Origin of the sequence: cf. Phormidesmis sp. LEGE 11477 (genome assembly GCF_015207105.1) — a bacterium.
GTDB lineage: Bacteria > Cyanobacteriota > Cyanobacteriia > Phormidesmidales > Phormidesmidaceae > Phormidesmis.
This window is the reverse complement of the sequence record NZ_JADEXO010000005.1, coordinates 64,270-88,013: the sequence shown is the minus strand read 5'-3', so window position 1 is coordinate 88,013 and position 23,744 is coordinate 64,270. Positions and strand designations below refer to the sequence as shown.

Below are 23,744 nucleotides of genomic sequence, written 5' to 3'. Positions count from 1 at the left end.
TCCTTTTGGGTTGGACCGCTCTCATGCTCGCTAGCAGCCAGGTGCATCCGAGCTTCATGGCTCACGATGAGGGCAACTATGCCTTAGAGAGCCGCTTCATGCTCGAATCTGGCGAGTGGCTAGGACGGCAAACCTGGGGCAATGTGCTCTACACGCACGGCATTTTGCTGAACTGGCTGATTATGCTGAGCTACCGACTCTTCGATTTGCCTAGCCTCAGCGCCGAGTGGGCAGTGCGGGTGACCCGGCTGCCAACATTCATCGCCTGTTTGCTCGCTGTAGCGCTGACCTATGACGTGGGTAGGCAAATTTTTGCTCGGCAGCGGTGGCCTTATGCTCAGGCTGCGGCTCGGCTGGGGCTGCTCTCTGGGCTGCTGATCATGCTGTTTTCGGTATGGACGCAGTTTAGCCACCTGGCGACGCAGGACATCATGCTGGTGAGCGCGGAACTACTAGCCATCTGGGCGCTGTTGAGAGCAGAAATTCAGCGGGCAGCGGGGAAGCGTTTGGCGTTTGGTTTTCTCGCAGGTGCTATGCTCGGGTTCGGTTTTTTGATCAAAACGTTTATGGTGGCGCTGCCGGCGATCGCTCTGCTGCCCTATCTAATCTTCGAGCATCGTCGCCATCGCCATCTGACCAACTGGGGCATCTATCTTGGGCTCGCTGCTGGCTTTATCCCGACCGTTTTGTGGATGGGATTTAGCGTGGCGGAATATGGCCCGTGGGTACTCGATGCGATGTTTGGCAAAGTCGGTGAGCTAAGCGAGCAGCCCTATCATTCCGACGGTGGGCCACTGTATTACTTCTGGAACATTCCGGTGAATATGTTTCCGTGGGCGCTATTTTCGCTCGTGGGCGCGGGTATGGTGCTGCGATCGCCCAGCTTTTGGACCGGGCTATTCTCATTCAAATCAAAAACGGCCTATCCGCACCGATGGCTGCTGCTATATCCGTTCATTTTGACCGGGATGCTGACCTCGTTCACCACCAAAACGCCCTATTACGCGCTGCAGCTGCATCCTTTTTTAGCCTGGTTTGCGGCGATCGCCCTCTACCAAATCGCCACCCAGCCTCGCCGCTGGCCCCGCCGCCTGCTGAGCTACAGTTTTTCGGCGTTGGGACTCGTCGTTACCGGGATTGCGATCGCCAGCCTGCTGATTCCCGCTGGCCTGCTAACAGACATTCGCCCCTATGCGCCGATCGGTCTAATTCTCGGCATCGGCTGGGCTTTGCTGCCCATGTTTATGCATCGGCCACAGCGATGGCTGGCCACCTGGCTAATTCCGGTTTGGCTAACCCTGGCAATGGCTGGCGTCGCTGGCTTTTTGGGCAACTACAGCGCCCAGATGCAGGCAGCGGCCACCACTGAACCAGCGGCGTCACTCGTCAGAGAAACCCCGGTGGATTTTGTGATCAATCCCCAGCAGCCCCCGGCGCTGTACAAAGATCTAATCATTTTGGCCCTTCATACCCCTCACATCGGCCAGCTCAATCGTCCGGTCGAAACCATACCCACAGGCACCTATGTCTGGGTTAGTAAAGAGAAAAAGGTCTACAGAGGTGAGCAGCTCAGGCCGTCTGAGGAACCAGTCCGTGATGTTCAATCAGAGATTTTAGCCGCTGAGCGTGAATCCAATAGCGAGTCTGAGAGCGAATCCAATAATGAATCTGAAGATGGACTCAAGTATGAAACAGTCATAGAGCTAGACAACTGGCGTCTCATTCGCCTGTAAAATTTTAGATTAGCTCTGTTTTTCCTTTACTTCTCACTACCCTGTGCTCAAGACTCTCGCACCGCCGATTCATCCCTACAGCGCTCACAAGCAGCTGATCTTGGATCATTTCAATCAAGTTGCGCCAGAGCTAGATCGCTGGCACGCTATCAACCGCTATTACTATCAAGATTTGGTCCGACTACACCAGTTCTTGATCCCAGCCGGGGCTCGGGTATTGGCCGTAGGCTGCGGGACAGGCGATCTGCTAGCGGCGATCGCACCTAGCGTTGGCGTCGGGGTTGATATCTCGCCGATGACGATCGGCATAGCGCAGCAAAATTATCCCAGCCTGCGATTCTACTGCGCGGATGCAGAAACGCTAACCCCTGAGGAAATTGGCTACGCGACAGAGAATCTCACTGCTAATTTCACTGAAGGCTTGAACGACGAGCCCCAGACGTTTGACTATATTATCTGCGCTAATTCAGCGAGCTATTTCAGTGATGTCCAGACGGTATTTAGTCGGCTAAAGCCCTTTTGCAATGCTCAAACTCGGCTGATTGTCACTTTTCACAACTATTTATGGGAGCCAGCTTTAAAGCTGGGTGAAGCGATTGGTCAGCGCTGTCCGCAGCCACCGCAAAACTGGCTGTCGATGGACGATGTGGCTAATCTGTTGGCGATTACAGGCTACATTCCGCTGAAGCGCGGACGGCGGTTTTTGATGCCTAGAAATGTACCGGGCCTCTCTTATCTGCTCAATCGCTACATCGCGCCGCTGCCAGTGGTCAAGCACCTTTGCCTGACTAATTTTGTGGTAGCTCGGCCCGATTTTCGCGGCATTCCGGCGGCAGAACCGCGTAGTGAAAATAAAACGCCAACCTGTTCTGTGGTGATTCCAGCGAGAAACGAGGCAGGCAATATCGAAAGTGCGATCGCCCGCCTGCCTCAGCTGGGCGCTCATACCGAAATCATCTTTGTAGAAGGCCATTCTACCGACGCCACCTGGGAAGCCATCAAAGAAGTTACCCGCGCTTATCAGGGGCCGTTTACGCTCAAAGCGTTTCAGCAAACCGGGAAGGGTAAAGCGGATGCGGTGAGGCTGGGCTTTGCCAAATCAACTGGGGATGTGCTGATGATTTTGGACGCTGATTTGACCGTGCCACCCGAGGATTTGCCGCACTTTTTTGATGCAATTGCCTCCGGTCAAGGCGAATTTATCAACGGCTCGCGCCTACTCTATCCCCGCAGCAAACAGGCCATGCCCTGGCTCAACACCCTAGCCAACAAAACCTTCGCCCTGATGTTTTCTTTCTTATTAGAACAATCACTAAAAGACACCCTCTGTGGCACCAAGGTTCTCTGGCGCAAAGACTACGAACGCCTTGCCGCCGGACGCAGCTACTTCGGCGATTTCGATCCGTTTGGCGACTTCGACTTGCTTTTCGGCGCAGCCAAGCTAAACCTACACCTCGTCGAAGTGCCGATCCGCTACCAGCCCCGTACCTACGGCAGCTCCAACATCGCCCACGTCAAAGAAGGCTTAGTGTTGCTACGCATGTGCGCCTACGCCTCCCGCAAGCTCAAGTTCATTTAAGTACGTTCTATCGACCGCTTGGCGCATAGCGTTATTCAGCAATAGCGATCTAGCCAATTTTCTAGATCCTCTAGGCTTATGAAGTCGAGGAGTGCTTCGCTAAGTGCTTCTGCTGCTTCTATAGTGAACGCTTTGATAGCCCTGAGGTTGTCTTCAGGTAGGTTGCCGAATCGCTTGGTCAACAGCCGAATCACTAGGCTAGTAGTTGCCAGCTCGCGACCTTCTTCTAGACCTTCTTGCCTCGAAGTGTCAACGACATTATTGAGATCTCGATAGTATTTCAGGCTGTCTTCGTAAGCGTCTTGTTCTGCGATTGAGAAGTTGGCAATCTCGGCGACTTCAAAGAGACGCATAAAGGGATCTTCTTGAAATGCTTCAGGCGGATCGTCTAGATCGGGTAAGTGTTTTAGCAGGAACAGCCATTTGTCAAAATGACTCTTTAGCTGATCGACTGTCTTATGAAACTTGGGCAGCTCTAAGTAGATGAACTTTAGCTTGTCGTAAAAGACCTGACATTTTTCATCTTTCAGCTCCACGGTATGCAGAATGGTGTCGTCTTCTTTGTGGTCATCGAAAATGAAGTCTAGAACGCCGATTGCGTAGACGGGTGAGAGCTGGAAATTCCACAGTCCCGGCTGTGATTGTTCTTGGATGGGAAAGGTCGAGTAGTAGACGCTTCTATCTTTGAAAAAGTTTTGTTTGGCTTTCTGGATTTCGACAATAAAGCGTTCGCCGCTTTTGCTTTGGCAGTAGATGTCGAAAATGGCTTTGCGATCAAGGGCGGTGTTACCTACGTTTTCGCTGTTGCGAAAGCTGAGATCGCTGATGCTGTGGCGCTTTGGCAAGACCACGTTCAAAAAGTCAATCAGCAGCGCTTTGTTGGGCTCTGTGCCAAACAGTCGCTTGAAGCCGAAGTCTGTGAGCGGGCTGATGTATCTATCTTGGACGATGCGACCGCGACCGAATGCCATAGCAGATAGTCCTCACTTGGCTGATGGCGCTAGCGTAGCAAAAAAAACACTTCAGTAAGTGCCGCTACTAGCCGCTGCTAATAGTAGGAAATGCTACCGCTGATACGAGGCGACTGCATCCTCTGAAGCGACCTGGATAAATTAGTCCTAAAACAGCGTTTGGATTGTCTTCATTGGCAAGAAAAGTGAGTTGCTACGCTTACGAAATGGCACGAACTCGTTATGTAGCCAAAACGCTCTAGCTTCATCATCGTAGACGTTGACAACGACACTGTTTACGCCCAACTGCATAGATGAGGTGTAGCACTTGTACAGTGCATCTAGCAACAGCTTTCTTCCGAGACCTTGGCCAGAGTAGCGCCGATCGACCGCAAACTGACCAATTTTGATAGCAGGAATATCAAGCTGTTTGGGCAGTCCTTTTTGGTTCTCTGTAGACAAAGAATTGATATCTATTGTGCTGGCATTGAGTGTGTAGAATCCGGCGATTTTCTTTTTATCGGGTGGGCAAACGGCTACTGTCGTTTTAGCGATGTTGGATTTCTGATGTTGATTCGCCGTAGTTCTTAGGTAATTGTTGAAAGCCGATTTTCCACAGTCGAAGTCATGCCTATCAAATTTGCGGCTAAGCGGCAGGAATGACCAGGCGGTCGGGGAATTTTGAGTTGGCACAATCAGGGGTCTACTTAAGTACGCACAAATGGGATTGAATCAGTCTGAGCGTTAAGCTGGATTGTCCGAGGGCGTAGGCTCTGCAACGTAATTTTTTATATACTCAGCAGCAGCAGCTTTGAGCTTGTCTGATGGTTCTGGCGGGTTTTCGAGTGTTTCTAAGAAAAATTTTGCATCTTCCTGGGACAGAACTATTCTCTCGTGCTGTTTAATGACCTCCATCGCCCGCTCGACGGTAGCCGCCGTAATGAAGCTGGTTAAGTCTTGCCCAGACAAAGCAGCCGCTTTCTTTAGGATCGCTTTGTTCTGCGGCGTTACTCGGCAGTGAACTCTTTCAGCTTTTTCGGGTGTGGTAGGGGTAACCATGTTTGTAGTTTGGCTCTTGTGGCTTGCCGAATGTAGGGTGTGTGCATCGTGTGCGTACATGTCTAAAGTATAGCGCTACACGAAATCCACGGCTGCACTCAGCTAGCGGCAACGTCATCACCGCAAAGCCAAGCGCAGCTCAATGCCTACACCATCTTTCGCAACAGACTCATCGCCTCTCCTTGCTCAGGCGTGATCACCAGCGGCTCTTCCACGCGCAGCACCGGGCTCCACAGCACTGTTTCGGAATAGCGCAGCGAATGCAGCAAATGAATCGTTTGCCGGATCGCACCGGGCGAGCCTAGTAGAATATGCTTTACCGTCTCACCGGGCACCGAGCTGTCTGGATTGGGACCAGTCGGCAACGCAGAAGTTGGGTTCAGAGTCAGCACTCTGGTGCCAGCGCGTTCTGTCTCAGCGCCTGTTAGAGGCTGAGCGGTCATAAACATTGTCGTTTTCATGGTTTTTCCTTTGTTGGACAGGGTAGGAAAACCCAGAAAAACTTAGCCCCCCTAACTTGCCAAAAGTCAGGGGGGCTGTGATCATTGACCACAACCTCTCTCACTGGTTCCGTCAGTGTTAGGGGCGAGCTATCGGTATTGGTGCCAGCCAATGCCGGTAGCGGCTAAATTTTTCGAGGCGTTTGGGCCGCAGCCGCGATTGAGCACCGCTACAGCCATAGAAATCACCCTATCAGTATGCTTTTGCAGGCGTCAACTAATTGATACGGGAGACTGCGTAGGATGTGATCGGGCGTGGCTAAGCTCACCCACCAATCCGACCAGCTAGCACCAGCTAGCATGAGAGATATAAAAGCCGCAAGCTGAACCGCCAACCACTGCCGCCCTGCATAGAATCAACCTATGACCAGCATCACCCTCAGCTTCCCCGACACTACCTTCTCCGCGCTTCGCAAGACGCCAGAAGAATTCGCCCAAGAAATGCGCGTTGCTGCCGCCGTCAAATGGTACGAGCTAGAACAACTCTCTCAGGGCAAAGCCGCCGAAATCGCCGGATTAAGCCGCGCCGACTTCATCCAAGCCCTCTCGCGCTACAAGGTTTCACCCTTCCAATACACCGAAGCCGACTTGGTTAGGGAATTAAACAATGCCAATTGAGCGAGTTGTCATCAACGCTTCGCCACTAATTACGCTGTTTAACAGTCAGTTGGCCTGCCACCTTTTGGACGATGCGGCTGCGCGGCGCTGTGCTATCAGCCTCAACATCTCGACCTTGGGCACAGGCGGCGTAATCGTTGTAAATCCAGACTACACGGCAGCTCTAACCCGTTAGGATTGGACATATAGTCCACTAGAGATGTTTCCATGCAATCTGCTCTGCACATCACAACTAAAGTTCCGCCGGGGAATCGGCTCGAAGTTCAGCTACCGCCCGGTTCAGAGGGTCAAGAGGTAAACGTATTCGTAGTGCTATCGCCCAAACGCCCAAACGCCCAAACTCGATACTCTGATCTAGCTGAAATGGCTGTCGATCCAGACATTCAACGAGAAATAGCGGCTATCAGCGATGAGTTTTTGGTGACTGAAATGGATGGACTCGAATAGAAATTCAATGTCCTATGAGTATTCAGCGTGGCCAAATCTATTTCGTCGATCTCAACCCAGTCAAAGGACGAGAGCAGAGCGGACGTCGCCCTGTTTTGGTAATGTCTACCAACGAGATTAATGACTTGCCTTTAGTTGTCACTGTAGTTGTGGGAACCAAAGGGGCTAATATGCGCCGCGACTATCCGACTAACGTTAGAGTCTCTGTCGAAGAAAGTGATCTCCCCTTGGAAACCGTTTTCCTCTGTTTTCAGGTACGCTCTCTGGATGCCAGTCGATTTCCAGACAAACCAGTTGGTTCATTAACTGCCGAAAAAATGACGGAAGTTGAAGAGGCTATCCGGTATTGTCTTGGCTTATAAGTGAGCAGACATGACCCCGCACGAAGCTACACAAGGAGCGACTATGAGCCAATTCCAGCTATTTGATTCGGTCAAGCTAAGAGAAAAAATCCCGTTAGAAGAGGGGGGCACTGCTCCAGAAGGCTGCGCGGGTTCCATCGTTGAAGTCTTTAACAGCGGTGAAGCCTACATGGTTGAGCTATTCGGTGGTTGGGTTAGTGACACTGCCGACGGTGACTTTGCCGAAAGCACCCGCGAAGCGCCAGGCTCCTTCATGGAAACCATCGGCGTAGAAACCCTCGCCCCTTCTCAACTTCGTCTGGTGACCCCAGCTAGAGAAGCCGTAGGCGTTCGCGCTCAACTACTCGCTCTCGTAGATGAATTACCTGAAAATACGCTCGAAGAAGTTAGAGACTTCGCTGAATTTCTTAAGCAAAAGCATAGTAAAGCAAAAGCTTCTTGAACTAAGAATATCGGTGGCTTCGATTCGTAAAGATGATAGCTATGCCATAGATAGGCAACGACTACATCTGCGCTTAGCTAACAAACCAGCTTGTCATCGATACCATCATCGTCACCAAGCAATTTATCGACGATCCACGTCAGCTTGGAGAATAGGTTTTGGATATGTTGCTAGCTTGATAATTGAAGATTGGGTCTACGTAGCCTCAAACTTATTCAGCCTCATTTGTTGAAGGCGCTTCGGTCGTTTCAGTCGTTTCAGTCGTTTCAGTCGCCTTTGCTTTCTCAGCAGCGGCTTTGGCTTCAGCTCGCTTCTTCTTTTCTTCTTCGCGCTTGGCTTTCTTTTTCTTATCGGCCTCGATCATGTCTTTCATGACTTCTTGTGCCTGAGCCATTTTCTCTAGGTTGCCGCGATAGAGATCGATGTCTTTTTTCAGAAGATCTTCGTTGAGTTCGATGGTGGTCGCGACTTCTGTCATCAGCGCGTCGCGTTTGTCTTTGTCGTTTAGCAGCTCGGCATCGATCGCTTCGATCACGTTATACAAACCAATGGCGAATAAGCGGCTGTATTTGAACTTTGGATTGCTAATAGCTTTGTGGAGGTTGGCCTGGAGCGTGTCGCTGCCGCTTGCTGTCTTTGCCTGATCTAGCACCGATTTGAAGCTGTCTATCGACGGTAGGGATTTGGCGACGCCTATCAATTCTTCGGCGTCGCGTCGATACTGATCTGGATCGGCTTCGTTTGCCTGCAGAATCGCTCTGTAGATGTTGTCGCGATCGCCTGCCGGTTCATACCCTTGCATAAAGCGGTCATAAGTGCTGACAACGCCCAATGCATAGATAGAATCGTAATTAAAATCGGCATTGACCAGCAGCAAATGGGCCTCTACCATCAGCTCTTCGACCACACGGCGATAGATCGCGTTGATAGGACGGGTGTGCTGGCTATAGAAAGCTCGCTTTGTGTCTGAAACCGTGCGGACGTTGTTCACAAGTAAACTACTCAAATACTCTTTGTAAACTCAATTGTTACGCTTTGCAGCCCCTTTGCCAAGCAGTTCGACCCTTTTTTCTATGCCTTCTTCTCCTTTGACTACCCTTGCTAGCTATCTAGCTGGCGAATTTGAAAACCAGCGACAGGCGGCGGCTGAGCCCGCTTGGTATGTTCATTTGCGCCTGTGGCAAAGACCGGTTCCGGCCCTATCTTCTAGACAAAGATTTACGTTTCTATTAGAGCAGCAGAACGTGATTTCGGGGCAGCCACCCTATAGGCAGCGAATTTTACAGATTACGGATGCAGCAGAAGCAGATCAGCTCAAGGGGCAGTACTTTGCTCTAAAAGATCCGCTGAAATTCAAAGGCGCGGGGCGAGACGCCGAGGTCTTGAAGGGGATTTCGCAGCAAGATTTGGTGACGCTGCCCAACAGCGGCGTGGTGATTCGCTACCAAGTAGTCAGCAGTGGAAACCAAGACGGCTATCAGTTTCAGTCAGCCTTGAAGGACGGTGAACTGTGCTCGTTTGACTATGGCGGTCAGACCCGGTATGTCTACCTAGGCTTTGACGTTATTCCCCAAGGAGACACTATTCTGCTCAAAACCTACGACAAAGGAATAGACCCCGACACTGGCCGAGGTCTATGGGGGGCTTTGATGGGCCCATTTGAAATGGTTAAGCAGGCCAGCTTCGAGGTGTAGCTATCTTTGAGAGGTAGCTGCTCGAAGTGTTGCTAGAAAAGCTATCAGCTAACTGGTCAGCTCACTGGCATCTTAAAGGGGACAGCTAGCGCCTCTACCTCGGTGTCGTAGATCTCAAAAACGGTGTCCATCATGGTCACTTCAAAGACCAGTCTTGCTTCGGTATGAACGTTACAAAGGCGGAAGCTACCGCCGACTTTGTCGGCATCTCGCATGCCTGCGACTAGAGAGGTTAGCCCTGAGCTATCGATGAATGCGATCTTAGCGAGATCCACCAAGACATTGGGCGTGTCTTTGGTGATGGCATCTTGTAGCTTGAGACGAAACTGCCAGGCTGTGGTGATGTCTAATCTACCTTCGGGAGAAAAGACAATGACGGATTCCCCGGCTGGGGTCGTGAGATCTTTGTGCTCCATGGTTTGTCACTCCTCTTTGAAGTCCGAGCTTTGAAGTCTGAGCGTCGCTTTTTCTTAGCTTTTTTAAGGCCCTTGTTTGACCCTGTAGAACTAAGATACCCAGGCAATAAAACTAGGCGTCCATTTCGGCCCAGTCGTGAGGTTTTAAGAATATATCGTATAGCTCGGCTTCTGGGGTACCTGGTTCGGGTGCGTAGGAATATTCCCAGCGAACCATCGGGGGTAAGGACATCAGGATAGATTCGGTGCGGCCATTGGTCTGTAGGCCAAAGAGGGTGCCTCTGTCATAGACGAGGTTGAATTCGACGTAGCGGCCTCGGCGATAGAGCTGGAAGTTGCGTTCGCGATCGCCATACTCAATCCCGGCTCTTTTCTCGACAATTGGCACGTAAGCTGGCAAAAATGCATCGCCGCAGTCCACTGCAAACTGAAAGAGTTCTTCCCAAGATCGCTTCGGTGCGGTGCCTGCTTGCTGGCTGTAAAGTGCGGCGGGGCCGTCTTGGTTGTGGCCGCGATAGAGTTCGCCGCGCTGCCCGTTTTGATAGTCGAAGAAGATGCCGCCGACGCCTCTGGGTTCATCACGGTGCTTTAGGTAAAAGTACTCATCGCACCAGCGTTTGAAGTTGGGGTAGTACTGGGGATTGTGGCGATCGCACGCGGCTTTTAGCGTCTGATGAAAATGCACGACGTCTGCTTTATTGGCGTAGTAGGGCGTCAGATCAATACCGCCGCCAAACCACCAAACCGGGCCCGCCTCAAAGTAGCGATAGTTGAGGTGAACCGTCGGCACATAAGGGTTGCGAGGATGCAGCACCATCGAGGTGCCCGTCGCATAGAACTGATGCCCTTCGGCCTCAGGGCGCTTGATCAAGATCGCTGGCGGCAGCTTGTCTCCCCATACTTCTGAAAAGCCGACGCCGCCTTGCTCAAAGACGTTGCCTGCTTTCATGACGCGCGATCGCCCACCGCCCCCTTCAGTCCGCTGCCAGGCGTCTTCTTGAAACTTGCCGCCACCATCGATTTCTTCTAGCTTTTGGCAGATGCGATCTTGCAGCCCTTTGAACGCTGTACTGACGCGATCGCGAGAGCCTTCTGGTGGCAAAATAGGCGCTGACGGCTCTGATGCAGGGGAAGACGGGCGAACAGCTTTAGCAGGGGAAAGAGTCATGGTGCCTAATATTGCTTAGATGAAGAGAGCCTAAGATAGCTGAAGGGAGATAGCTGAAAGGACAACTGCAGTGACAAAATATCTATCTTTTAGTCAAACACGATCTTAGGGACTTTATTGCACCTTTGAAACAGAGCGTGACAATCTGTGACAAATTGTCTGTAAATCACGGCCCTTTACTGAAACAGTTCAGAAAGCTCTACTAGACTGAAGTTTACGGCTTTTGATGACTTGTATCCTCTATGGAACGCGACTACATAGCGACTAGCACAGCGCCAGCCGAAATCCTTTGGCAGATCGTCAATAACCTGGCCGATATGGATCTGTGGCATCCGCTAATTACCCGCACGAACGCGCCTAGAGGGCAGCGGGCAACGCCGGGCCTGATCTACCGAGCCTTCAACCGCTATCTACTGCTATCTACCAAAGTGTTTGTAGAGCGCGTGCTGCCTGGTGAGCTGATCAGCGTTCGCGTGTTTTCGCTACCGGGTTTGCAAGAGCGGGCCACCTACCGGATTGTTTCTACCCTGTGCGGCACCTGCGTTCTGTATTCAGTCACGCTCAGCGGCTGGCTCTCACCCCTAGTCTGGCCATTTTTGCGACCTCATCTGAACCGAGTCGCCTCAGCGCTGGTACAGGCCGCAGAACATGCCGTCCGCTATCCCGACCAAGCGCAAACCCGAGTGGATATCTTTTGCGAGTAGATATCTTTTGAAAGCCTATCTTTTGAAAGCCTATCTTCAGTATTGAAATCTATCATCGCTAAAAGCTACCTGGCGTAATCCCCAGAGCGATAGTATTTACATAGGCAGCTTTGCACAGGCAACTTTGCACGGGCAGCCGCTGCCGCAAACCCAAAAAGCATACAGAACTCTCCTTAGCGAGAGCCCTTTACACTTCATGATCACTACGCTCGATACAGACTCGATTTTGACGGTACTCAAACCCGTCCAAGACCCCGAATTGCAAAAGAGCCTGGTCGAGCTCAACATGATCCGCAATGTGAGCGTAGACGGCGGCAAGGTGAGCTTTACCCTGGTTCTGACGACGCCGGCCTGTCCACTGCGTGAGTTTATCGTCGAGGACTGCGAGAAAGCAGTGCGGACTCTACCCGGTGTAGACAGCGTCGAGGTAGACGTCACCGCTGAGACCCCACAGCAAAAGAGCCTGCCCGATCGCACAGGGATCGATGGTGTCAAGAATATCTTCGCAGTCACTAGCGGTAAAGGCGGCGTTGGTAAGAGCACCGTTGCGATTAACTTAGCAGTGGCATTGGCAAAAACAGGGGCGGCGGTGGGCCTACTCGATGCAGACATCTACGGCCCGAATGCGCCGATTATGATGGGCCTGAGTGACAGTAATGTCACGGTGCGTGATGACAATGGTCAGGAGGTTTTAGAGCCCGCCTTTAACCACGGTGTGAAAATGGTATCGATGGGTTTTTTGATCGATCGCGATCAGCCGGTCGTGTGGCGTGGCCCGATGCTCAATGGCGTGATTCGTCAGTTTCTATATCAGGTGCAGTGGGGCAATTTGGACTACTTGGTCGTAGATATGCCGCCGGGTACGGGCGACGCGCAGCTAACCCTAGCGCAGGCGGTGCCGATGGCCGGAGTGGTGATTGTGACCACGCCTCAAGATGTGGCGCTCTCAGATGCTAGACGCGGGCTAAAGATGTTTGATCAGCTAAAGGTGCCGATCTTGGGTCTGGTGGAGAATATGAGCTATTTCGTCCCGCCCGATATGCCAGAAAAACGCTACGCCATCTTTGGTGAAGGCGGTGGCGAGCAGGCAGCAGAAGAGCTAGCGGTAGATTTATTGGGTAAGGTACCGTTGGAGATGCCAGTGAGAGAAGGTGGCGATCGCGGCCTGCCTATCGTTCTGGCTGACCCTGAGTCTGCATCTGCACAGGCGCTGATGGATATTGCCAAGCAGACGGCTGCCAAGATTTCTGTGGCTGCGCTAACTTAGGACTGACTTTGTCTTCGGATTTGAGACCATGAGTTCCTATTCCTTTTACTCTGCAGCTCGGCAGCGGCGCTGGAAGAAGTTTTTCCAGGGATGGCAAGGAATGGACTGGCTCTTATTGCTGCTGCCAGTGGGCATCACCATCTTCGCGAGCATTTTAATTAGCAGCACTCAAAAGTACACAGGCGAAACTGGATACGCCATCAACCACCTGAGACTGGGTGCGGTTGGGATGGTACTGGCGCTGTGGATTGCGCGGGGGCGGTATGAGTCGCTGCTGCAGTGGCGATGGCTGATCTATGCGGCGACAGTCGCCTCGCTACTAGCGGTGATGGCGATCGGCACCGAAGGACTGGGCGCACAGCGTTGGATCTCGGTCTTTGGCTTTAACGTACAGCCGTCTGAGTTTGCCAAGCTAGGCGCAATTATCACGCTCGCGGCGACGCTCAAAGATCGAGACGCGCCGACACCGTTTGGCATCATCAGAGCGCTGAGTATTACAGCGGTTCCCTGGGCGCTGGTCTTCTTGCAGCCAGATCTAGGGACATCGCTGGTATTCGGTGCGATCACCGCTGGCATGCTGTATTGGAGTGGGACAAATCCGGGCTGGCTGATTCTAATGGTCTCACCGCTGGTGTCAGCGATTGTGTTTCACGTATCTTTTCCCGTTTGGGTTGGCTGGGCGCTGCTGACGGGGGTGGTGGCCTATCGATCCTTGCCCTGGTCGCTGCTTAGTGCGGTGGCGGCGATCGCGCTCAATGTGATGTCAGGCAAGCTAGGCGAGGTGATGTGGGGCTTTTTGAAAGACTATCAAAAAGATCGCCTGATTTTGTTTCTAGATCCCGCTAAAGACCCGCTAGGCGGTGGCTATCACCTAATTCAGTCGCGCATTGCGATCGGAGCTGGAGAAGTATGGGGCCGGGGCCTATTTCAAGGAACGCAAACGCAGCTCAGCTTTATTCCAGAGCAGCATACTGACTTTATTTTCTCGGCAGTAGGAGAAGAGCTAGGGTTTGTCGGCGGGATGATTTTGCTCCTTGCCTTCTGGCTGATTTGTTTGCGCCTAGTGATGATCGCCCAAAATGCCAAAGACAATTTCGGCTCTTTGCTAGCGATTGGCGTCCTATCGATGATTGTCTTTCAGGCAATGATCAATATTAGTATGACGATTGGACTAGCCCCGATCACAGGCATTCCGCTGCCGTGGATGAGCTATGGCCGATCGGCGCTGCTGACGAATTTTGTGGCGATTGGACTAGTCGAGTCAGTGGCAAACTCTCGCTCTAAGCTAAAGTTTGGCGCGGCCAAAAGTTTAAGAGATTGAGCGATGTGAATCGGCTGGCTTTAAATGTCGCTAAAGTGTCGCTAAACTGAACGCTAGTGACCGCTGTTTTCTTTGATACCTATTTTCTTTGATACATCTGTGTGATGGATGTGATGGATTTAACGTCGTACGAGCCCCCGGTTTCAGCTTTGCTCACCTATGGCAATTGCCTAGAGGTCGATAAAAAGGTGAGCGATCCAGAGCGCGATCGCATCGTCGAACAGATACTGGCGGATGGCGCTGAGAATATAGATAGATCGTTGTTCTCTAAGCTCAGACCCATTCACAAGTTCGAGAGCTGGCCAGACTACATAGAAGATCTGGGGATCACCTCTGAGTACATCCCAGCGCTGATTCGGATGGCAACCGATGACGATCTCAATGAAGCAGACGGTGAGTCTTTAGAGGTGTGGGGTCCGGTGCATGCCTGGCGGTGTCTGGGCCTCTTGAAGGCAGAGGAAGCCGTTGAACCGCTGCTAGAGGGTCTATTCGTCGGCGAAGAGTATGGCGACTGGGTTAGAGAAGAGATTCCTTGGGTAATCGGGATGATCGGTGAGAGCGCCATCAAACCAGTGTCTCTGTTTCTGGCCAACCGCAAGCACGATATGTGGGATCGCATCGCGGCGGTTGTCGCCTTTGAACACATGGCGCTCTTACATCCAGAGCTAAAAGAAACCTGTATAAAAAGGCTGGCCTCGCAGCTAGCAGATTTTAGATACAACTCCGAAGAACTCAATGCGTTTCTAGTCAGTACGCTAGTCGAACTAGAAGCCGTTTCTAAGGCAGATCTGATCGAAAGAGTGTATGCCAGCGAGGCAATTGATGAGACTGTCTGTGGCACTTGGCCAAGTGTACAAGTCGATTTGGGGCTAGCCAAAGAAGAAGATTTTGACCCGTCTGAGCTGAAGCCAGAATTTGAATGGGTTCCCCGTCAGCAAGTGTCTAGAAGCATAGAATCTAGGAGCAAAGGCACTGCCGCTGAGTTAGCGCTACCGACCAAAAGTCTTAAGAAGAAGACTTCACAGGCTTCAGGGTTTGGCAAAGGCGCGACTAAGTCGCCTAAGAAAAAGAAGAAGCGATAGTCAAATTCGCAGACCTTTCGCTTTTCTACATTCCTTTCGCTCTTTTATATTGTGGGTAAATATTGCGGGTAGATTGTAGGTGACTGGGTACTGACGCTCCTGGTATTGACGATCCTAGTCGGAGCCAAGACCTCTAAAGTCAGGACGCTCAGCTAGGATCGTCATCCCAAAAATAAGGGAAAGTGCTAGTAGCTATCGCCGTCTGTGACGGTCTTGTTTGCCAAAGCGTGGTTGGCCTCGTGGAGGCGTTCAGCGATCGCATCTCTCCAGTTCAAACTGATACCAGGGTTTGCTAACACTTGCTGTGCTTGCTCTCTACACCGAGCGCCAGCAGCTAGATCCATCTGGGCGATGTGGGCCAAATCTTCGTAGAGCTTTTGGAGTGGAACTTTCTTCTGAGGTTGTCTAGTCGTATCGGGCGATACGTTTGCAGACATTTTAGACATGTTTTAATCCTCTTGATGAGTAAGCATCTGCACAAAAGGCAGGTGTCCAATTTAGATTGTCGCCTTCTTCTCTGGTAAGAGGGGAAAGCTTGCAAGAAGATTTACACAAGTAGAAGATAGGATTTGATTTCTTCGCGTTTCTTAAGGAAACTGCTGATAACTACGTGTAGCCGTTGAGATGACGGTAGTTTACAAAGTAGCGAACGGATTATCGCCTGATGAAATGTGATTTTGTACACCGTTGATAGATACGCAGATGGAAACAGGCTAGGCTTTAGTAAATCTTATAGCGCCTTTAGCTGGCTACTTAGCGTGGCTTGTCTGGATTGCTGCAAAACTTGAGGTAGGCTATGATCAATTTCAGTATATACAACAAACTATGCGATGCGTTCTCTAGCAGATTCGCCTTTTCTACAGTCTTTATGTTGGCAGGGTCAGTCGGCTTCTGTAACTAGCCTTTGTGACGAAGAAATTCTTCAACTATATGAGCGTAACTGGCACTATCGCGGAGTCATGACAGAGTTAGGAGAGGTAGAAATAGTTTTACTTCAAAAGCTTGCAAAAAAGTATCGTTCTTGGTTGGTCAACGAAGTGTAGCCCAACAGAGTTTAGTCTTAGTGCTGTGCAGTTTCGATTTCTCTTATATTCAAGAATGTAACAAGGAGATATGCTCCGATACATACAGTTAATCGAATATTTAACTGCTACGCTCCTTTTCTCGCTGCTAGAATATATGCAAAAGGTCGGCTGTATATATGTTTTTATGAAGATGGAAACCCTAGAGATCCAAATTTGTAAGATTGATTAAAACGAGGCGTACGGATAGCAGGTTTTGCATAAGCTGATTGCATAGTGAGTTCCTTCAGTGCATTTTCTGCTGTTTTGATTCAAAATGGTCTACATCATTACGCTTGTGATTGGTCTTTCAATAGGCGGCGGTCTTGCTTGGGTTTGTTCAAGACGTTACTGGACGAATCGATTACGAAAGATAGAGCAGGTTCTTTTTACTCAATACAGTAATGACGTTCAGCGAGAAACGCAAAAAACGCTAGAGGCAGTAGAAAAGCAGCGTGAATTGAGAGATAGAGAATATTCTCTACTGAGCCAGAATGATGGTTTAGTTGCGCGTGAGGCAGTTCTTTTAGGGGATTTGGAGTTAGCAAAGCAAAGGCTGAAAATCCTCAAGAAGACTTACGAGGCTCGCTTGAGCACGGAGCAACAAGAGGCAAAGCAAGCCTATCATGAACTACAAGAGCGCTATGAAGGAGAGCTGATAGAGAAGCAGTGTGAATGTACGAACCTTAGAATTGAACGCGACGATTGTAAGCGAAGAAGGGAAGCGAATACTAGTATTTTCTTCAAAGAACATGAGGCGCTTGAGCAAAGAAATCAAAGTTTGATCGCGGATCAGCAACAGCTAACTGCCGAGCTAGCCAGCCTGCGAAAGGTATTGTCAGAGAAGCAGATAGCGTATGAGCGAGATAGAGAGCTCGCTGCTCAGAAACTAGACATAGATTTTGGTAAGATTGTTGCTGATTTATTTCCTGACGTTGAGCTTCTACGAGATTCAAAGGATCAGATCAACAGAAATAAAAGTGACTTTAGCGCTCTCCTGTTTCAAATTCAGGCTCTCAACAACGGTGATGTCTCTCATTCTAAAAAAATACGAGCTACGCATGGTGTTTGGTCGGAGTGCAGGACGAATAGCATGGGTATGATGAGAATCTATTATCGCAAGGCAAAAGATTCTGGTAGATACGAAGTTTTAGTGTCTCGAAAGCACAGCGATAAGTCACAGAAGCACGATATAAAATGGTTGAAAGCTCAGCCTAATTGAAGCTAATGCTATTGGTTATCCTATCAATCATGGGCTATCAATCAATTGGTGAGGAAACGCTCGGGGCCAGTGTGATAAAAGTCGTAGGTGTCTCTGTAGCGGCGATCGCCAAAGTTGTTGAAATCGGGGGCGCTACCTGACTGCAGATAAACTACCGTGATCGCATTTCCATCCTGCTGCAAAACTCCCCATGAGCTTGGAATTCTGGTGTTAATCACCTGTCCTCCTAGCGGACCTGTAATTTCAGTAAGCTGTTCTTCAAAAAGCTGTTCGATAATCTCAGTCTCTTGCTCTGTTGGAAACGTTGCATAAAGCTGTGGTGTGAGGGTTAGCCTACCTTGACTATTGGCGCTAATTCGGCTGCTATCGATGCGAGCATACTGGAACGGAGCTTGGTCGGCGCGGGTGACGATGACCATCGTCGGCGCATTAGGAAAAGAAGTTTGTACCGATTCGAGTAGCTTGGCCAAATTACTAATCTGTCCGCTTTCGGTCAGGGTGTTGTTCGCAAGCCCATTTAGAATTGGCTCGGTGAAAAGAGGAAGCACCTGCTCGACAGAGCGATCCATTTCAGTTTGGGTCTGAACGAACTGAACCTGCGCCGCTTGGGTAGCGGCTCTAGCCCGTAGCTGATTGGTAATTTGTAGGCCGCCGATGATGAGTGCGATCGCTACTAAAACCACCACAATACTCTGCCGTACCCGCCGCTTCAGCCGAGCCGAAACCGCATAGTCAGGTAGCTGCGCTCTGCTGGCACTAGCCTCAGCGAGTAGTGCCAAAGACAGTAGTAGATTCATCACCACCATGACAAAAGCGATAATTCCGCCGGCCACTAAGCCTGCTCGCACTAGCAGGCTCCAGATAGGTGGCAGAATATCCCACTGCAAAAACTCGTCAATGACCCATAGCACCGTGCCAAAGCAAGCAAGGGTCAGCAGAAAAACGGCTAGATTCGTAACGAGCCGCAGGAGAAAACGGTGATTCATGGAAAGCAATACGAGGATTAATTAGCAACTACAAATAAGCTAGCTGCTATTTCTGATAGTAGAGCCTCATATGCTAGTAGAGCTTCATATGCATAACGACTAGGACGTAGGGTCGGTACTACTTATTGGAATTCATTATCAGAATTCGGGGCGCTCTAGCAGGCAAAACAGCGTCAGCGCTATCGTACAAGATAGTGTAGTGGCCGAGAAGCTATCACAGCCCAGCGCCTGAATCGGAAAATACAGCAGAAGGGCGGCACTGGCCGAAAGTCCGGTCGGCTGGCCCAAGAATTCAAAGAAATCCTGGGTGCTTTCTAGCCACTCTAACAATTTTAAGAAACGTCTAAGAAGTGTCATAAGATGTTGAACCACTAAGACAGCAATTGACAGAATCTAGCTCAACAGTTGGTCAAATACAGTACTAAAAACGAGCTTTGGAACTTTTCCTACCCAGTTTTCAATAGGCTGCTGGTGCGAGTCTAGCAAAGTAAACTGAGGCACACCCGTCGCGCCAAAGGTCTCGACCTGGCTAGCCCACTGAGGCTCGTCGATATCTAGCATAACGAAATTGATGCGATCGCCATACCGTTCGTGCAGCGTCTCGACCGTACTAGACATCCCTTGGCAAGTCGTACACCAATCGGCATAGAACTCAATCAGCGTCGGCTTTTGGCTCGTCAAGGCCAGATCGTAAGGAACCGCTTTGGTCGCCATTGATTTCAAAGTCATCAGTCCAGACAGCGGCGTCATACTTGTGATATTGGCGGTAGGCCGAGTGCAGGCGATGGCCGTCACCATCGCTAACGGCAAAGCTATCAGCGCTATCCACAGACGCCAGCCTGGTGCAGTCGAGCTTTTACTGGCCGAGCTTTTATTGGCATTGTTATTTGATGTAGAAGTCATAGGCTTTCTTCTTTCAACCTCTTTCAAGAAACTAGCGATAGTAATAGACCAAGAAAATATGAACGGCTAACAGCAGTGCGAATATGCCCACTAAAAAGATGTGACTTTGCAGCCAGACAGAACGCATCGCTCGAATTAGCTCGCCTTTGCTCATTCCTATTCGACCTGTAGCACCCTTTTTTTCAGCGCTTTCCCAAGTACTCTTTTTGTCAGAATCGCCTTTGACAGAACCCCTTTTATTGGTGAGGCTAAAGACTTTGCGCGGCGACTCTAGCACGCCGGTTTCGGCGACTACGCCGACTAGGGCACTCAGCGTTACCCCAAAGAAGGACCATAGGAAGATGGCATTGTAGTTGATGCCGCTGACACCCAGGGTGTGGACCAATACCGCTGCTAGCAAAGCCACGCCTGTAAAGATATGCAGACTGCGCCACATGAGTACGCTGCCAGGCATCTTTACCCTTATTGGCCAGCTACGACTGCGTTTTCTAGCAGTCAGTAGCATCTCGGCTAGCACTAGCGCTAAGGCGATGTAGCCGGTTATTTGCTTGTATAGCTCGCCGCGCAAGAACTGATGAAGATCGAAGGCGCGATCGCGAAGCGCCTCTATATACCAAGGACTCAGCGCAAAGGGTAGCAGTAAAACTGCAGAAACTAAAGTGAGAATGATTAGCGTCGAAAATCTAGGCTTCATCAGCTTAAAAAGGCTCTATTTCAATCAAAAGATTTCTATTCCCCTCACTCTTACTTGGTCTAGCCCGGTAAGACTAGATAAGTCAGAGAAAAGGAAATAGAAAGAAACCCTAGCGTCTACGCATCCGCAGGCATACTGTCAACCGGAATGTTGATCACAACGCCGCCCATGACATCGCCCATCTCAAACACTTTGTCAGGATAGCGTTCTAAATGAATTGGGTGAGTATTGTGACAGGTTACACAGGCTTCAGCTACCGCTAAATCAGGATATATCGCCGAATAATAGGCCTGTCCGCCTACTTCCTGATAGCCTTTTACTGACTCGCCCGTTTCTTCCATCTCTACCACCGCAGCGGTCTCAAACTCGCCTTTAGGAGCTTGGTTATCGTTGATATTCCAAGAAGACACTAGGCTGTAGGTAAAATCGCCCGATTCACTCGCAATTTCAGAACCCAGACGAAACATTTGGGCCGGTAAAGGAATTCCGTCTGTCTGCTGCCAACCTTCAGTGGATTCTATACCCAAGACGCCCTCTTCATTGGGTTTACCTTCCAAAGTCTTTGTACGATTTACCACGTGTCTAGTGTAGGCCGTTCTATCCGCCGCTAGCGTGGTGTGGATATAGTCTGCGACCAGTTCAGGGGCAATCATTGGGCCAGTTGCCGTAGCCGTACCGCCCCCACCCCCGCTGCAAGCCACTGCTGTAAAACAGATGGCAATAGCTAGAGTCAATAGTGCCAGTGTCTTAGCGCGAAAGCGCCGTATCCATGATTTAAACATTGTTATTGATGTCCTTCGAGATGTAAATCAAACAAAATATCTATTTCAAAAGCCGAAGGTTATCCCGCACCTTCTGAAACAGAGGCATTGCCCACCCGCCGCTCTTCGGCTGCTCGCATCAAATCAAATGTTTGATGGTTCAGCGTCGGCGGGCGGTCAAAGTTGGCTTCGACAAGTTCATCGTCGAAAATGCTGTTGTAGCTGTATTCCACCCCGTGGCAGTTCATACAGACTTCTCCTACCATGCGATCGCGAGGCTTGAGTGTGTAGGTGTTGTTGTGATTCACCTTTGCCGTTGGAATGCCATCGGCACTTTTGTGCGCGACTCGGGGCAGATGGCAAGTCGCGCAGGTCACCGAAGCGGAGCCCGGTCTCGGCAAGGGCTGACTAGCAAACACCGCTTGTGCATGTTTGGAGTTTTCGTAGTTGAGAGAATGGGTGTCGTTGTGGCAGGTTAGACACGAATCTACGGCTGCCTGCATCGTGTTTACCGAATGAACATTGTGGCAGGCATTGCAGTTCATCTGCTGATCAAAAGCATCGCGCTTCATTGGGATCTGGGCAATCTTGGGCGTTAGTGGCGATTCCCCTTCTAATAGGCGGATGCCGTGCTTTCCTAACAAAAAGGTTTCTACTGGCTGCTCGTGGCAGGATAAACAGCTTTCGTGATCAGGATTAGCGACAAACTCATTACTCTCGTTGTTTTGGTGGCAGCTTGCACAGTTCACATCATTTAGCGCATGTACACTCGGCTGCCAAAGTGAAACAATCTCTTCAATCTCTTGCTCTGTGGCTGCCGAAGCGGGCAATGCCCCTCCTATAAGCAGCGAGCTAGCCCAAAATATCACTAGGACAATCACCAAAACAGCTTTCTTCGGAGATCCCATGAAGGCAATCATGATTTTCCTCCTAAGAATTCCTTTTGCAGATTTGGCTCGGGCGCAGCCTCCAGCTCTGTTTCGACTACTCTTTCGGGCAACTGTTGCACAGGCAGCATGGCTGGCTGGCCCATGTTTTGTCGAAGAAACCCGGTCGAGATAGTGTCATGCTCGTGGTAGTTGTGACAACCCGCTGTCCAGCAGCCATCTGGCGCAAAGCCTTCATGACTTTTGAGCTGTGTCAGCGTCAGCTCTTCGTGACACGCCATACAAAGATCGGGCTGCAAGTGTACGCCTCTGCCAAACATATGCACATGTTCGTTATGGCATGCCGTACAGGTCAACACGTCTACTTTCTCTCTAAATTCAGCCCAGCGCGGATCGCGAAACTTCTTAGCGCCGTGCAAATCATTCTCTAACTCTGCTTCGTGACAGCGGTTGCAAGTTTCGTTAGACACCTGCTTAAATCCTTCGTGGCAAGAGGCGCAAGAAGCTTCAAACAAGTGATGGCCTTCAGAGGTCTCACCCGGCAAGAAGATTTGCTTTTGCTCCAGGGCAAATGCTGTTGATATAGAAAGCAGCAGCATAATTAAGGCTAAAACAATAACAGACTTTAGCTTCGGCTTTAGCTTTTGAGGCCAAAACAAATTTCGACTGGAGCGACGCTTCATCAAAGTAACGAAAGAAACTATAGAAGAATTAAAAGTAGAACTACTAGCGCAGTGGCCGAGCTGCCAATGATGCCAGCGGCCTTGCCGTTGCTGATACCTGCAGGTAACTCGACATTGGCAGTAGGATCGGCAGTAGATTTAGCGACTGCAGTAGCCGCCGCTGTAGTCGCTACCGCAGTCGTTACAGTAGGATCGCTCAGATGTACCTCGGCCTGAGAATAGTCTGCACCGTCCAACATGATTTTGGTGATAGCACCATAGGCTCCTACCCAAGCCGCTTCGACTTCTGGCGTCCAAGCGGAACCTGTGTATTGTTCTAACGTTTTTAGCAAACTGCCGCCCACGAGCGGGTAGTGCTCAGGCAAGGCACCGTATTTCACATGGCGGGCCCCTAGTCCGCGCAGCGCTTCGGTGAGCACCTCTGGCTTTCTAAGATTGTCGACAACCATGACTAGTGCCCCTTTTAGCATCTGCTGTTGCTTTGGCATACTAGTGTGCTCAAAAAGAGGCTTGGCTTCTGGATAGTCAGTCAGCAAGTTCTCGTAAAAGCTAGCCGTGAACTCATCAGCTCTGGGTTTAACCAGCTCAAAGCTTTGTTCAAGAATGCCAACTTTGAGCCCTTCTTCACTTGGTGGCGCTTTTTCTTCGGACACGGTTGAACCCAGTGAGTCTGCGATCGCTGCGTTCTCTGAAGGCATGCCATCCAAGGCTACGGCTGATTGTTCATAACTAGCACCTTCTAGCATCAGTTCAGTGATGGCACCATAAGCGTTCGCCCAGGCGTTTTCTAGTTCGAGACTCCAAGCAGAACCTGCATATTGTCCTAAGGTCTTCAGCAGACTGCTGCCCACTAGAGGATAGTGTTCGGGCAAAGCACCATATTTGATATGTCTAGCGCCTAATCCCTTGAGAGACTTGCTCAAGACTTCTGGTTGCCTGAGATTATCGACGACCATGACTAATGCTCCTTTCAGCATCTGCCGCTGAGCAGCCATATTCGTGTGTTCAAATAAAGGCTTGGCATCTGGGTAGTCGGTAAAGAGATTGTTGTAAAAGCTGACAACAAAATCATCTGCTTTGGGCTTGACTAGCTCAAAGCTTTTCTCTAGTAGCTCTACATCTAATGCCATAGCTAAGTCTGCGCTCCGAGTAAATAAGAGAGAGTGGTTATTGAAAAGATTGCTTAGTCTATACAGGTGCCTCTA

Annotated in this window: 29 protein-coding genes; 13 read left to right on the top strand and 16 right to left on the bottom strand. The window is 50.4% G+C overall.

The features are described from left to right. Positions 1-23: 23 nt before the first annotated feature. A complete protein-coding gene (locus tag IQ256_RS02935; RefSeq protein WP_193854060.1) occupies positions 24-1,733 on the top strand; it encodes a glycosyltransferase family 39 protein in 1,710 nt (569 codons plus the stop codon). Positions 1,734-1,776: 43 nt separating this feature from the next. After that, positions 1,777-3,312 (top strand): glycosyltransferase, encoded by a 1,536-nt coding sequence (locus IQ256_RS02930; RefSeq protein ID WP_370623331.1) that lies wholly within the window; start codon positions 1,777-1,779, stop codon positions 3,310-3,312. Positions 3,313-3,347: 35 nt separating this feature from the next. On the opposite strand, the gene IQ256_RS02925 is transcribed toward IQ256_RS02930, so the two are convergent. The 4 genes from IQ256_RS02925 to IQ256_RS02910 form a co-directional block, all read right to left on the bottom strand. Continuing rightward, a complete protein-coding gene (locus tag IQ256_RS02925) occupies positions 3,348-4,283 on the bottom strand; it encodes an Rpn family recombination-promoting nuclease/putative transposase (RefSeq protein WP_193854059.1) in 936 nt (311 codons plus the stop codon). Between the two features lie 147 nt (positions 4,284-4,430). Further along, positions 4,431-4,955, bottom strand: a complete 525-nt coding sequence (locus IQ256_RS02920) for a GNAT family N-acetyltransferase (RefSeq protein ID WP_193854058.1) — start codon at positions 4,953-4,955, stop codon at positions 4,431-4,433. A 51-nt stretch (positions 4,956-5,006) separates the two neighbouring features. Beyond that, entirely contained in the window at positions 5,007-5,321 is a 315-nt protein-coding gene (locus IQ256_RS02915; protein ID WP_193854057.1) for a DUF1778 domain-containing protein, read from the bottom strand. A gap of 146 nt (positions 5,322-5,467) precedes the next feature. Further along, positions 5,468-5,782: a hypothetical protein gene (locus tag IQ256_RS02910; RefSeq protein ID WP_228024515.1), complete on the bottom strand. Its 315-nt coding sequence runs from the start codon at positions 5,780-5,782 to the stop codon at positions 5,468-5,470. A 402-nt stretch (positions 5,783-6,184) separates the two neighbouring features. Between IQ256_RS02910 and IQ256_RS02905 the strand changes: the two genes are divergently transcribed. Genes IQ256_RS02905 through IQ256_RS02885 form a run of 5 tightly spaced genes read left to right on the top strand, consistent with a single transcriptional unit; the run spans position 6,185 to position 7,690 of the window. Next, the gene (locus tag IQ256_RS02905) at positions 6,185-6,439 is read left to right on the top strand and encodes a UPF0175 family protein (RefSeq protein ID WP_193854056.1); all 255 of its coding nucleotides are present in this window, start codon (positions 6,185-6,187) and stop codon (positions 6,437-6,439) included. Further along, on the top strand, positions 6,429-6,614 hold the full coding sequence (locus IQ256_RS02900) for a hypothetical protein (RefSeq protein WP_193854055.1): 186 nt from the start codon (positions 6,429-6,431) through the stop codon (positions 6,612-6,614). Before IQ256_RS02905 ends, IQ256_RS02900 begins: the two co-directional genes overlap by 11 nt. 32 nt (positions 6,615-6,646) lie before the next feature. Continuing rightward, a complete protein-coding gene (locus IQ256_RS02895; protein WP_193854092.1) occupies positions 6,647-6,886 on the top strand; it encodes a hypothetical protein in 240 nt (79 codons plus the stop codon). A gap of 14 nt (positions 6,887-6,900) precedes the next feature. Continuing rightward, positions 6,901-7,248: a type II toxin-antitoxin system PemK/MazF family toxin gene (locus tag IQ256_RS02890; protein ID WP_193854054.1), complete on the top strand. Its 348-nt coding sequence runs from the start codon at positions 6,901-6,903 to the stop codon at positions 7,246-7,248. Positions 7,249-7,291: 43 nt separating this feature from the next. Beyond that, a complete protein-coding gene (locus IQ256_RS02885; protein ID WP_193854053.1) occupies positions 7,292-7,690 on the top strand; it encodes a DUF2281 domain-containing protein in 399 nt (132 codons plus the stop codon). Between the two features lie 211 nt (positions 7,691-7,901). Here IQ256_RS02885 and psb29 read toward each other — a convergent pair whose 3' ends face one another. Then, the gene (gene psb29 / locus IQ256_RS02880; protein ID WP_193854052.1) at positions 7,902-8,681 is read right to left on the bottom strand and encodes a photosystem II biogenesis protein Psp29; all 780 of its coding nucleotides are present in this window, start codon (positions 8,679-8,681) and stop codon (positions 7,902-7,904) included. Positions 8,682-8,763: 82 nt separating this feature from the next. Between psb29 and IQ256_RS02875 the strand changes: the two genes are divergently transcribed. Then, complete coding sequence (locus IQ256_RS02875) at positions 8,764-9,384, top strand: chromophore lyase CpcT/CpeT (RefSeq protein WP_193854051.1); 621 nt, start codon at positions 8,764-8,766, stop codon at positions 9,382-9,384. A gap of 56 nt (positions 9,385-9,440) precedes the next feature. Here IQ256_RS02875 and IQ256_RS02870 read toward each other — a convergent pair whose 3' ends face one another. Beyond that, on the bottom strand, positions 9,441-9,800 hold the full coding sequence (locus IQ256_RS02870; protein ID WP_193854050.1) for an STAS domain-containing protein: 360 nt from the start codon (positions 9,798-9,800) through the stop codon (positions 9,441-9,443). Between the two features lie 112 nt (positions 9,801-9,912). Further along, complete coding sequence (gene hemF / locus IQ256_RS02865) at positions 9,913-10,968, bottom strand: oxygen-dependent coproporphyrinogen oxidase (protein ID WP_193854049.1); 1,056 nt, start codon at positions 10,966-10,968, stop codon at positions 9,913-9,915. 242 nt (positions 10,969-11,210) lie between these two features. On the opposite strand from hemF, the gene IQ256_RS02860 reads away from it, so the two are divergent. The 4 genes from IQ256_RS02860 (at position 11,211) to IQ256_RS02845 (ending at position 15,342) form a co-directional block, all read left to right on the top strand. Continuing rightward, positions 11,211-11,672, top strand: a complete 462-nt coding sequence (locus IQ256_RS02860; RefSeq protein WP_193854048.1) for an SRPBCC family protein — start codon at positions 11,211-11,213, stop codon at positions 11,670-11,672. 196 nt (positions 11,673-11,868) lie between these two features. After that, positions 11,869-12,939 (top strand): Mrp/NBP35 family ATP-binding protein, encoded by a 1,071-nt coding sequence (locus tag IQ256_RS02855; RefSeq protein WP_193854047.1) that lies wholly within the window; start codon positions 11,869-11,871, stop codon positions 12,937-12,939. Between the two features lie 28 nt (positions 12,940-12,967). After that, entirely contained in the window at positions 12,968-14,260 is a 1,293-nt protein-coding gene (gene rodA / locus IQ256_RS02850) for a rod shape-determining protein RodA (RefSeq protein WP_193854046.1), read from the top strand. Positions 14,261-14,373: 113 nt separating this feature from the next. Next, positions 14,374-15,342 carry a HEAT repeat domain-containing protein gene (locus IQ256_RS02845; RefSeq protein ID WP_193854045.1) on the top strand — a complete coding sequence of 323 codons (969 nt, stop codon included), beginning with the start codon at positions 14,374-14,376 and terminating at the stop codon, positions 15,340-15,342. 185 nt (positions 15,343-15,527) lie between these two features. Here the strand turns inward: IQ256_RS02845 and IQ256_RS02840 are convergent, their stop codons facing one another. Then, positions 15,528-15,788 (bottom strand): hypothetical protein, encoded by a 261-nt coding sequence (locus IQ256_RS02840; protein ID WP_193854091.1) that lies wholly within the window; start codon positions 15,786-15,788, stop codon positions 15,528-15,530. Between the two features lie 892 nt (positions 15,789-16,680). Here IQ256_RS02840 and IQ256_RS02835 point away from each other — a divergent pair. Continuing rightward, entirely contained in the window at positions 16,681-17,625 is a 945-nt protein-coding gene (locus IQ256_RS02835; protein ID WP_193854044.1) for a hypothetical protein, read from the top strand. Positions 17,626-17,666: 41 nt separating this feature from the next. On the opposite strand, the gene IQ256_RS02830 is transcribed toward IQ256_RS02835, so the two are convergent. The 8 genes from IQ256_RS02830 to IQ256_RS02795 form a co-directional block, all read right to left on the bottom strand. After that, positions 17,667-18,611, bottom strand: a complete 945-nt coding sequence (locus IQ256_RS02830) for a hypothetical protein (protein ID WP_193854043.1) — start codon at positions 18,609-18,611, stop codon at positions 17,667-17,669. A 138-nt stretch (positions 18,612-18,749) separates the two neighbouring features. Further along, positions 18,750-18,968, bottom strand: coding sequence for a hypothetical protein (locus IQ256_RS02825; RefSeq protein ID WP_193854042.1), 219 nt, complete (start codon positions 18,966-18,968; stop codon positions 18,750-18,752). A gap of 36 nt (positions 18,969-19,004) precedes the next feature. After that, positions 19,005-19,514, bottom strand: a complete 510-nt coding sequence (locus IQ256_RS02820) for a thioredoxin domain-containing protein (protein WP_193854041.1) — start codon at positions 19,512-19,514, stop codon at positions 19,005-19,007. A 31-nt stretch (positions 19,515-19,545) separates the two neighbouring features. Beyond that, complete coding sequence (locus IQ256_RS02815; RefSeq protein WP_193854040.1) at positions 19,546-20,208, bottom strand: hypothetical protein; 663 nt, start codon at positions 20,206-20,208, stop codon at positions 19,546-19,548. Between the two features lie 116 nt (positions 20,209-20,324). Next, entirely contained in the window at positions 20,325-20,990 is a 666-nt protein-coding gene (locus IQ256_RS02810) for a DUF3365 domain-containing protein (protein WP_193854039.1), read from the bottom strand. Positions 20,991-21,049: 59 nt separating this feature from the next. Continuing rightward, positions 21,050-21,889 carry a cytochrome c3 family protein gene (locus IQ256_RS02805; protein WP_193854038.1) on the bottom strand — a complete coding sequence of 280 codons (840 nt, stop codon included), beginning with the start codon at positions 21,887-21,889 and terminating at the stop codon, positions 21,050-21,052. After that, positions 21,886-22,539 (bottom strand): cytochrome c3 family protein, encoded by a 654-nt coding sequence (locus IQ256_RS02800; RefSeq protein WP_193854037.1) that lies wholly within the window; start codon positions 22,537-22,539, stop codon positions 21,886-21,888. The genes IQ256_RS02805 and IQ256_RS02800 overlap by 4 nt, the downstream gene beginning before the upstream one ends. A 17-nt stretch (positions 22,540-22,556) precedes the next feature. After that, positions 22,557-23,669 carry a globin family protein gene (locus IQ256_RS02795; protein WP_193854036.1) on the bottom strand — a complete coding sequence of 371 codons (1,113 nt, stop codon included), beginning with the start codon at positions 23,667-23,669 and terminating at the stop codon, positions 22,557-22,559. Between the last annotated feature and the right edge of the window lie 75 nt (positions 23,670-23,744).

Coding starts and splice junctions, on each gene's coding strand:
- IQ256_RS02890 (WP_193854054.1), top strand. CDS start 6,901: ATGAGTATTCAGCGTGGCCAAATCTATTTCGTCGATCTCAACCCAGTC.
- IQ256_RS02840 (WP_193854091.1), bottom strand. CDS start 15,788: ATGTCTAAAATGTCTGCAAACGTATCGCCCGATACGACTAGACAACCT.
- IQ256_RS02870 (WP_193854050.1), bottom strand. CDS start 9,800: ATGGAGCACAAAGATCTCACGACCCCAGCCGGGGAATCCGTCATTGTC.
- IQ256_RS02805 (WP_193854038.1), bottom strand. CDS start 21,889: ATGATTGCCTTCATGGGATCTCCGAAGAAAGCTGTTTTGGTGATTGTC.
- IQ256_RS02860 (WP_193854048.1), top strand. CDS start 11,211: ATGGAACGCGACTACATAGCGACTAGCACAGCGCCAGCCGAAATCCTT.
- IQ256_RS02855 (WP_193854047.1), top strand. CDS start 11,869: ATGATCACTACGCTCGATACAGACTCGATTTTGACGGTACTCAAACCC.
- hemF (WP_193854049.1), bottom strand. CDS start 10,968: ATGACTCTTTCCCCTGCTAAAGCTGTTCGCCCGTCTTCCCCTGCATCA.
- IQ256_RS02800 (WP_193854037.1), bottom strand. CDS start 22,539: ATGAAGCGTCGCTCCAGTCGAAATTTGTTTTGGCCTCAAAAGCTAAAG.
- IQ256_RS02820 (WP_193854041.1), bottom strand. CDS start 19,514: ATGACTTCTACATCAAATAACAATGCCAATAAAAGCTCGGCCAGTAAA.
- IQ256_RS02915 (WP_193854057.1), bottom strand. CDS start 5,321: ATGGTTACCCCTACCACACCCGAAAAAGCTGAAAGAGTTCACTGCCGA.
- rodA (WP_193854046.1), top strand. CDS start 12,968: ATGAGTTCCTATTCCTTTTACTCTGCAGCTCGGCAGCGGCGCTGGAAG.
- IQ256_RS02935 (WP_193854060.1), top strand. CDS start 24: ATGCTCGCTAGCAGCCAGGTGCATCCGAGCTTCATGGCTCACGATGAG.
- IQ256_RS02845 (WP_193854045.1), top strand. CDS start 14,374: ATGGATTTAACGTCGTACGAGCCCCCGGTTTCAGCTTTGCTCACCTAT.
- IQ256_RS02905 (WP_193854056.1), top strand. CDS start 6,185: ATGACCAGCATCACCCTCAGCTTCCCCGACACTACCTTCTCCGCGCTT.
- IQ256_RS02925 (WP_193854059.1), bottom strand. CDS start 4,283: ATGGCATTCGGTCGCGGTCGCATCGTCCAAGATAGATACATCAGCCCG.
- IQ256_RS02795 (WP_193854036.1), bottom strand. CDS start 23,669: ATGGCATTAGATGTAGAGCTACTAGAGAAAAGCTTTGAGCTAGTCAAG.
- IQ256_RS02895 (WP_193854092.1), top strand. CDS start 6,647: ATGCAATCTGCTCTGCACATCACAACTAAAGTTCCGCCGGGGAATCGG.
- IQ256_RS02835 (WP_193854044.1), top strand. CDS start 16,681: ATGGTCTACATCATTACGCTTGTGATTGGTCTTTCAATAGGCGGCGGT.
- IQ256_RS02875 (WP_193854051.1), top strand. CDS start 8,764: ATGCCTTCTTCTCCTTTGACTACCCTTGCTAGCTATCTAGCTGGCGAA.
- IQ256_RS02885 (WP_193854053.1), top strand. CDS start 7,292: ATGAGCCAATTCCAGCTATTTGATTCGGTCAAGCTAAGAGAAAAAATC.
- IQ256_RS02815 (WP_193854040.1), bottom strand. CDS start 20,208: ATGAAGCCTAGATTTTCGACGCTAATCATTCTCACTTTAGTTTCTGCA.
- IQ256_RS02900 (WP_193854055.1), top strand. CDS start 6,429: ATGCCAATTGAGCGAGTTGTCATCAACGCTTCGCCACTAATTACGCTG.
- IQ256_RS02910 (WP_228024515.1), bottom strand. CDS start 5,782: ATGAAAACGACAATGTTTATGACCGCTCAGCCTCTAACAGGCGCTGAG.
- IQ256_RS02830 (WP_193854043.1), bottom strand. CDS start 18,611: ATGAATCACCGTTTTCTCCTGCGGCTCGTTACGAATCTAGCCGTTTTT.
- IQ256_RS02810 (WP_193854039.1), bottom strand. CDS start 20,990: ATGTTTAAATCATGGATACGGCGCTTTCGCGCTAAGACACTGGCACTA.
- IQ256_RS02825 (WP_193854042.1), bottom strand. CDS start 18,968: ATGACACTTCTTAGACGTTTCTTAAAATTGTTAGAGTGGCTAGAAAGC.